This is a genomic window from Mesorhizobium sp. M2C.T.Ca.TU.002.02.1.1 (assembly GCF_003997225.1).
This window is the reverse complement of the sequence record NZ_RZTO01000292.1, coordinates 1-6,804: the sequence shown is the minus strand read 5'-3', so window position 1 is coordinate 6,804 and position 6,804 is coordinate 1. Positions and strand designations below refer to the sequence as shown.

Annotated in this window: 5 protein-coding genes; 2 read left to right on the top strand and 3 right to left on the bottom strand. The window is 64.9% G+C overall.

Translation table 11 applies throughout. The features are described 5' to 3' along the window. Positions 1–2,402 (bottom strand): alanine--tRNA ligase (gene alaS / locus EOD07_RS16935; protein WP_127236284.1); only part of this gene is annotated, 2,402 nt, incomplete at its 3' end. Positions 2,403–2,827: 425 nt separating this feature from the next. Beyond that, positions 2,828–3,925, bottom strand: a complete 1,098-nt coding sequence (gene recA / locus EOD07_RS16930; protein WP_073988604.1) for a recombinase RecA — start codon at positions 3,923–3,925, stop codon at positions 2,828–2,830. Positions 3,926–4,308: 383 nt separating this feature from the next. On the opposite strand from recA, the gene EOD07_RS16920 reads away from it, so the two are divergent. Both EOD07_RS16920 and EOD07_RS16915 read left to right on the top strand, forming a co-directional pair. Continuing rightward, positions 4,309–5,262: a carbohydrate kinase family protein gene (locus EOD07_RS16920; RefSeq protein WP_127236282.1), complete on the top strand. Its 954-nt coding sequence runs from the start codon at positions 4,309–4,311 to the stop codon at positions 5,260–5,262. Positions 5,263–5,300: 38 nt separating this feature from the next. Next, entirely contained in the window at positions 5,301–6,218 is a 918-nt protein-coding gene (locus tag EOD07_RS16915) for a pseudouridine-5'-phosphate glycosidase (RefSeq protein WP_127236281.1), read from the top strand. Between the two features lie 222 nt (positions 6,219–6,440). Here EOD07_RS16915 and EOD07_RS16905 read toward each other — a convergent pair whose 3' ends face one another. Next, the gene (locus tag EOD07_RS16905) at positions 6,441–6,764 is read right to left on the bottom strand and encodes a TfoX/Sxy family protein (protein ID WP_127236280.1); all 324 of its coding nucleotides are present in this window, start codon (positions 6,762–6,764) and stop codon (positions 6,441–6,443) included. Positions 6,765–6,804 lie beyond the last annotated feature (40 nt).

The window sequence follows — 6,804 nt, the reverse complement described above, 5'->3', positions numbered from 1 at the left end:
GGCTTCAGGTCCTTCGGCGCCACACCGCTGACCGCCTTGCCGAGGAAGCCGACGCCAGCGACCGTCTCGTTGGCGGCCGGGGCATCGGCAACCGCCGAGCCACCGCCCAACGCCAGCTTCTTGCGAGCTTCGCTCAATTCCTTCTCGAGCTTCTTGCGCTCCTCGAGCAATGTCTCGACGCGCGCCGGCACGTCGGCCGGCGAGATCTTCAAGGTTGCCGCCGCGGCCTTCAGCCGCCTGTCCTGCTCGTCGAGATGCTTGCGTGCCGCCTCGCCGGTCAGCGCCTCGATGCGGCGCACGCCGGCCGCCACCGCGCTGTCCGACAGGATGCGCACCAGGCCGATGTCGCCGGTCGACCTGACATGCGTGCCGCCGCAAAGCTCGACCGAATAGGGCCGATTGGCCTTGGCGCCATGCAGGCCTGTGCCCATCGACACGACGCGCACCTCGTCGCCGTATTTCTCGCCGAACAGCGCCATCGCACCCTCGGCGATCGCATCATCGACCGACATCAGCCGCGTCGTCACCGGGCTGTTCTGCACCACGATCTCGTTCGCCATGCGCTCGACCTCTTCGAGTTCGTCCGACGAGATCGGCTTGTTGTGCGAGATGTCGAAGCGCAGGCGGTCGGGCGCGACCAGCGAGCCCTTCTGCGCCACATGGGTGCCCAGCACCTCGCGCAGCGCCTCGTGGATGAGATGCGTCGCGGAATGGTTGGCGCGCAGCTTCGAGCGGCGGGCATGATCGACCTTGAGCTCGACGGCGGCACCCGTCTTCACCGTTCCCTTAGTCACCTTGCCCAGATGCACGAACAGACCGTCGGCCTTCTTCTGCGTGTCGGAAACCTCGATCGAAAAACCCTCGCCCGAGATCACGCCGGTATCGCCCATCTGGCCGCCGGATTCGCCGTAGAACGGCGTCTGGTTGACGACCACGGCGACCGCATCGCCCTGGCTCGCGCTGTCGATGGCCTTGCCGTCCTTGACCAGCGCCTGGACGATGCCCTCCGCAGCTTCCGTCTCGTAGCCGAGGAATTCGGTCGCGCCGGTCTTCTCGCGCACCGAGAACCACACCGTCTCGGTCGCGGCTTCGCCCGAGCCCGCCCAGTGCGCGCGCGCCTCGGCCTTTTGCCGTTCCATCGCGTCGGTGAAGCCGGCGATGTCGACCGAGATGCTGCGCTGGCGCAGCGCGTCCTGTGTTAGGTCGAGCGGGAAGCCGTAGGTGTCGTAGAGCTTGAAGGCCGTCTCGCCGTCGAGCATGTCACCGGCTTTGAGCGTCTCGGTCGCGTCCGAAAGCAGGCCGAGACCGCGCACCAGCGTCTTGCGGAAGCGTGTTTCCTCGAGCTTCAGCGTCTCGGTGATCAGCGCCTCGCCGCGCACCAGCTCGGGATAGGCCTGACCCATCTCGCGCACCAGTGCCGGCACGAGCTGCCACATCAAAGGCTCCTTGGCGCCGAGCAGCTGCGCGTGGCGCATGGCGCGGCGCATGATGCGGCGCAGCACGTAGCCGCGCCCCTCGTTGGAGGGCAGCACGCCGTCGGCCACGAGGAACGAAGACGAGCGCAGATGATCGGCAATGACGCGATACGACGCCGCGTTCTCCTGGTTCGGGCCCTGGCCGAGCGCGGAGGACGCCGCGTCGATCAGATGCTTGAACAGGTCGGTCTCGAAGACGCTTTCGACTCCCTGCAGGATGGAGGCCATGCGCTCCAGGCCCATGCCGGTGTCGATCGAGGGGCGCGGCAGGTCGACGCGCTCTTCCTTGGTCACCTGCTCATACTGCATGAACACCAGGTTCCAGAATTCCAGGAACCGGTCGCCGTCTTCTTCCGGACTGCCGGGCGGGCCGCCCCAGATATGCTCGCCGCGGTCGATGAAGATTTCCGAGCACGGACCGCACGGACCGGTGTCGCCCATGGCCCAGAAATTGTCGGAGGTCGGGATGCGGATGATGCGGTCGTCGGAAAAACCGGCGATCTTCTTCCAATAGGCCGCCGCCTCGTCGTCGGTATGATAGACGGTGACGAGCAGCTTGTCCTTCTTGAGGCCGAAACCCTTGGTGATCAGGTTCCAGGCAAGCTCGATCGCGCGCTCCTTGAAATAGTCGCCGAACGAGAAATTGCCGAGCATCTCGAAGAAGGTGAGATGGCGCGCGGTGTAGCCGACATTGTCGAGGTCGTTGTGCTTGCCGCCGGCGCGCACGCTCTTCTGCGCGGTCGCGGCGCGCGAATAGGGACGCTTCTCCAAGCCGGTGAAGACGTTCTTGAACTGCACCATGCCGGCGTTGGTGAACATCAGCGTCGGATCGTTGCGCGGCACCAGCGGGCTGGAGGCGACGATCTCGTGACCCTCCTTGCGGAAGTAGTCGAGGAATGTCGACCGGATGTCGTTCACGCCACTCATTGCATACTGCCTTTTTCGCAAGAACCGCCGGCCCGGCCGGCGGCAAATGGGCTTTGGTGTTTCAGAAGATAGATGGGCCTTTTAGCGATAGCTCTTGAGCCTGTCCAGAAACACGGAAACAGGCACGTCGCCCAAAGGTGCGCAAGCGGTTTTGGGAAAACGGCATGCATAAACAAGGAACCAAAGTGCCTGAATTTATGCAGCGCAAGGCGCTTTGGGCCAATCAGCAGGCGAGCGGCGGCCCAGCACCACCCGCAAAAAGCAAAACCGCCGGCGCGAGGGCCGGCGGTTCGGGGTACGCAGTACTCAAGAACTCGATTACATAAGCATAATGCAATGAACCAGGATTGTGGCCGAACTCCGGCTAAGCCGACTAATTTCTTTCGCTCAATCCTGCTGCGCGATCTTCCTGGAATGAGCCTGCCTTAAACGGCGCCGGCTTCGTCCTCGAAACCGTCGTCCCCGCCCTCGGAGCCACCATTCTCGAGGAATTTCTCGGCGATCAGCCCGGCATTCTGCCTAAGCGCCATCTCGATCTCGCGCGCCGTGTCCGGATTGTCGCGCAGGAACAGCTTGGCGTTCTCGCGACCCTGGCCGAGACGCTGCGAATTATAGGAGAACCAGGCACCCGACTTCTCGACCACGCCAGCCTTGACCCCGAGATCGACGAGCTCGCCGGTCTTGGACACGCCCTCGCCATACATGATGTCGAACTCCACCACCTTGAAGGGCGGGGCCAGCTTGTTCTTGACCACCTTGACGCGGGTTTGGTTGCCGACGACCTCGTCGCGGTCCTTGACCGAGCCGATGCGGCGGATATCGAGGCGCACCGAGGCGTAGAATTTCAGCGCGTTGCCGCCCGTGGTCGTCTCGGGCGAGCCGAACATGACGCCGATCTTCATGCGGATCTGGTTGATGAAGATGACCATGGTGTTGGAGCGCGAGATCGAGGCGGTCAGCTTGCGCAGCGCCTGGCTCATCAAACGAGCCTGGAGACCGGGCAGCGCGTCGCCCATCTCGCCTTCGATTTCGGCGCGCGGCGTCAGTGCCGCCACCGAGTCGACGACCAGGACGTCGATGGCGCCCGAACGCACCAGCGTGTCGCAGATTTCCAGCGCCTGCTCGCCGGTGTCGGGCTGCGAGATCAGCAGGTTTTCCAGGTCGACGCCGAGCTTGCGGGCATAGACCGGATCGAGCGCGTGCTCGGCATCGACGAAGGCGCAGATGCCGCCCTTCTTCTGCGCTTCCGCAACCGTGTGCAGCGCCAGCGTCGTCTTGCCCGAGCTTTCCGGCCCGTAGATCTCGACGATACGGCCGCGCGGCAGGCCGCCGACGCCGAGCGCGATATCGAGGCCCAGCGAGCCGGTCGGCACGGTTTCGATCTCGACCGCCTGCTCGTTGGCGCCGAGCCGCATGATCGAGCCCTTGCCGAAAGCGCGCTCGATTTGCGACAGCGCCGCATCCAGAGCCTTTGATTTGTCCACTGCCTTATCCTCTACAAGCCGCAAAGTATTCTGAGCCATGATACATCACCCCTTGGTCGTCAATGAAGGCCGGACAATCCGTGATCCCTGCCGATTTGTACCTTTTTTGTTCTCATTTGGCAAGAGGCAACAAATATCTGAAAAACAATCAATATCTGGATTTGTTCTATTTTTGTCTCACCAGAGGCAGTGCGGAGCGCAACCACTGGTCCAGAAGAGATTTCGATATCCGGCCATCCGAATCGCGACCCCGATTGCAGGGTGACCCGGGGAAACCTAGAGCAATTCCAGGAAAAGTGCGTAGCGGTTTTCCGTCCGGAATTGCGCAAAACTAAAGAGTTAGAGCGGTTCGGCGATTCCGTGAAACGCTGAACCGCTCTAGTGTGCGCAGCCGCACGATCAATGAAAGTCAGCGACCCGAAATGCCGACATCCCCAACTATCCTGGTCCCAACGATTCTGGCTTTGGGCGGCGCCCATATCGACCGGCGCGGCCAGGTCTCGGGCATTTATGTGCCGGCCGCCTCCAACCCCGGCATGATGCGCGAGGATGTCGGCGGCGTCGTCTTCAACGCGCTGCGCAGCGTGGTGAAGCGCGGCGTGTCGGCCTCGCTGATCTCGGTGCGCGGCGGCGACGCCGCGGCCGAAACGGTCGCCGCGGCGATCGACAACGCCGGCATAACGGACCTCTCGGTCGTGTTCCTCGACCGCACGACGCCGAGCTACACGGCGCTGATCGACGCCGAGGGCGAATTGATCGTCGGGCTGGCCGACATGGCGCTCTACGACCTCGCCTTTCCCAAGCAGATGAGGCGTTCCAAGGTGCGCGAGGCGATCGCCGCCGCCGACGCGATCCTGTGTGACGCCAATCTGCCGACGGCGGCGCTGGAGCGCCTGGTGGCGCAGGCCGGCGGCCGGCCGGTCTTCGCCATCGCCGTCTCGCCGGCCAAGGTCGTTCGCCTGTCGCCGCTGCTCGGCGATCTGTCGCTGCTTTTCATGAACCGCCGCGAAGCCGCCGCGCTGGTAGCCGCCGAACTGTCGGGCAAAGCCCTTGTCGGTGCGCTCAGGCGGGCCGGCCTCAACGCCGGCGTGGTTACGGCCGGCAGCGCCCCCGTGCTGGGCTTCGACGACACCGGCATCTTTGAAATCGACCCGCCCGCGCCGCGCCGGGTCGCCGACGTGACCGGCGCCGGCGACGCCCTGACCGGCGCGACGGTCGCCGCCCTGCTGCGCGGCCTGCCGCTGCGCGCCGCGCTGCGCGAGGGCGTAGCGGCGGCAATGCTCGCCATCGAGAGCCCAGAGGCCGTGCCGTCCTTCACGACCGCCAACTTCGGCCAAGCGCTTGCCCTTGTGCCGGAGGCACGGGAGGTGGCATAGGGCACCGACAATCTAGTTCCTCCTTGTCGGAGACAGCCATGACGCCGCAAACCGCCCGTCCCTTCATCGACATCCATCCGCCCGTGGCGGAAGCGCTTGCCGCCGGCCGGCCCGTGGTGGCGCTGGAATCGACCATTATCACCCATGGCATGCCCTACCCCGACAATGGCGCCATGGCGGCCAAGGTCGAGCAGATCATCATCGACGGCGGCGCGGTGCCGGCGACGATCGCCGTGGTCGACGGCCGCATCAAGATCGGCCTGTCCGACGGCGAACGCGAATCGCTCGCCATGACGGGCGACGCCATGAAGCTGTCGCGCGCCGATCTCGGCTTCGCGGTCGCTCAGAAGCGCACCGGCGGCACCACGGTCGCGGCCACCATGATCGCCGCGCATATGGCCGGCATAAAAGTCTTTGCCACCGGCGGCATCGGCGGCGTCCACAAGGGCGCCGAAAAGAGCTTCGATATCTCGGCCGACCTCGACGAACTGGCGCGCACGCCGGTCATCGTCGTTTCGGCGGGCGCCAAGGCGATCCTCGACATCGAAAAGACCCTGGAAGTGCTGGAGACGCGCGGCGTGCCGGTCATCGGCCATGGCAGCGAGACGATGCCCGCCTTCTGGTCGCGCCAGTCGCCTTTCCGCGCGCCGCTGACACTCAATGCGCCTGAGGACATCGCCCATTTCTACCGCACGCGCCAGGCGCTGGGCCTGGGCGGCGGCATTCTGGTCGCCAACCCTGTGCCCCGGAATGACGAGATCCCGGCCGCTGAGATGGACGGCTACATCCAGGCGGCGCAAAAGGCGGCCGAAGCGCAGAAGGTCACCGGCAAGGCGGTGACGCCGTTCCTTTTGTCGAAGATCCTGGAACTCACCGGCGGCCGCAGCCTCAAGACCAACATCGCGCTGGTCGAGAACAACGCGCGGCTGGCGGCGGAGATCGCCAAGGCGCTGTAGGGACGGCAGCTCCAGCCAATCGCAACGGCCGCGTTCCGTCACCCCCCTCTGTCCTGCCGGACATCTCCCCCGCAAGGGGGGAGATTGGCAGCTTCATCGAAGGCGCTCTTCTTGCAACGTTGGCGACTGGCGAAAGCCGGCGCGACAGCTAATCTCCCCCCTTGCGGGGGAGATGGCCGGCAGGCCAGAGGGGGGGTGCTGTCCCGCCAGCATTTCCAAGTTTCACTTTCCCGCCCTTCGTCCCGCCTCATAAGCACGCCGCGCCCACACGGCCATCTCGTCGGGATCGTCGAACGCCTCGTCCGGCACGCTCCAATAGGGCATCGCCACCGCCTTGCCGTGGCGCGAGCCGGTATAGGTCCACTGGCGGCAGCCGGCGGCCTCGAAATCGGGAACCGTCTCCTCATCCGCCTTCAGCATCAGTTCGTCGCGCACGACGACCGCGACGATGACGCCGTCGCAATAGATGCCCTTGCCGCCGAACAGTTTGCGGATGCCGATCGGGCCAAGGCTTTCGAATAGTTCTTCAAGGCGCGTATTGTCCATGCCGCGATCATCTCATCCGGCATCGGCCTTGTCATTGCCG

What these genes read in the sequence shown, in the direction of transcription:
- recA (WP_073988604.1), bottom strand. Translation starts at nt 3,925, where the DNA reads ATGGCTCAGAATACTTTGCGGCTTGTAGAGGATAAGGCAGTGGACAAA.
- EOD07_RS16920 (WP_127236282.1), top strand. Translation starts at nt 4,309, where the DNA reads ATGCCGACATCCCCAACTATCCTGGTCCCAACGATTCTGGCTTTGGGC.
- EOD07_RS16915 (WP_127236281.1), top strand. Translation starts at nt 5,301, where the DNA reads ATGACGCCGCAAACCGCCCGTCCCTTCATCGACATCCATCCGCCCGTG.
- EOD07_RS16905 (WP_127236280.1), bottom strand. Translation starts at nt 6,764, where the DNA reads ATGGACAATACGCGCCTTGAAGAACTATTCGAAAGCCTTGGCCCGATC.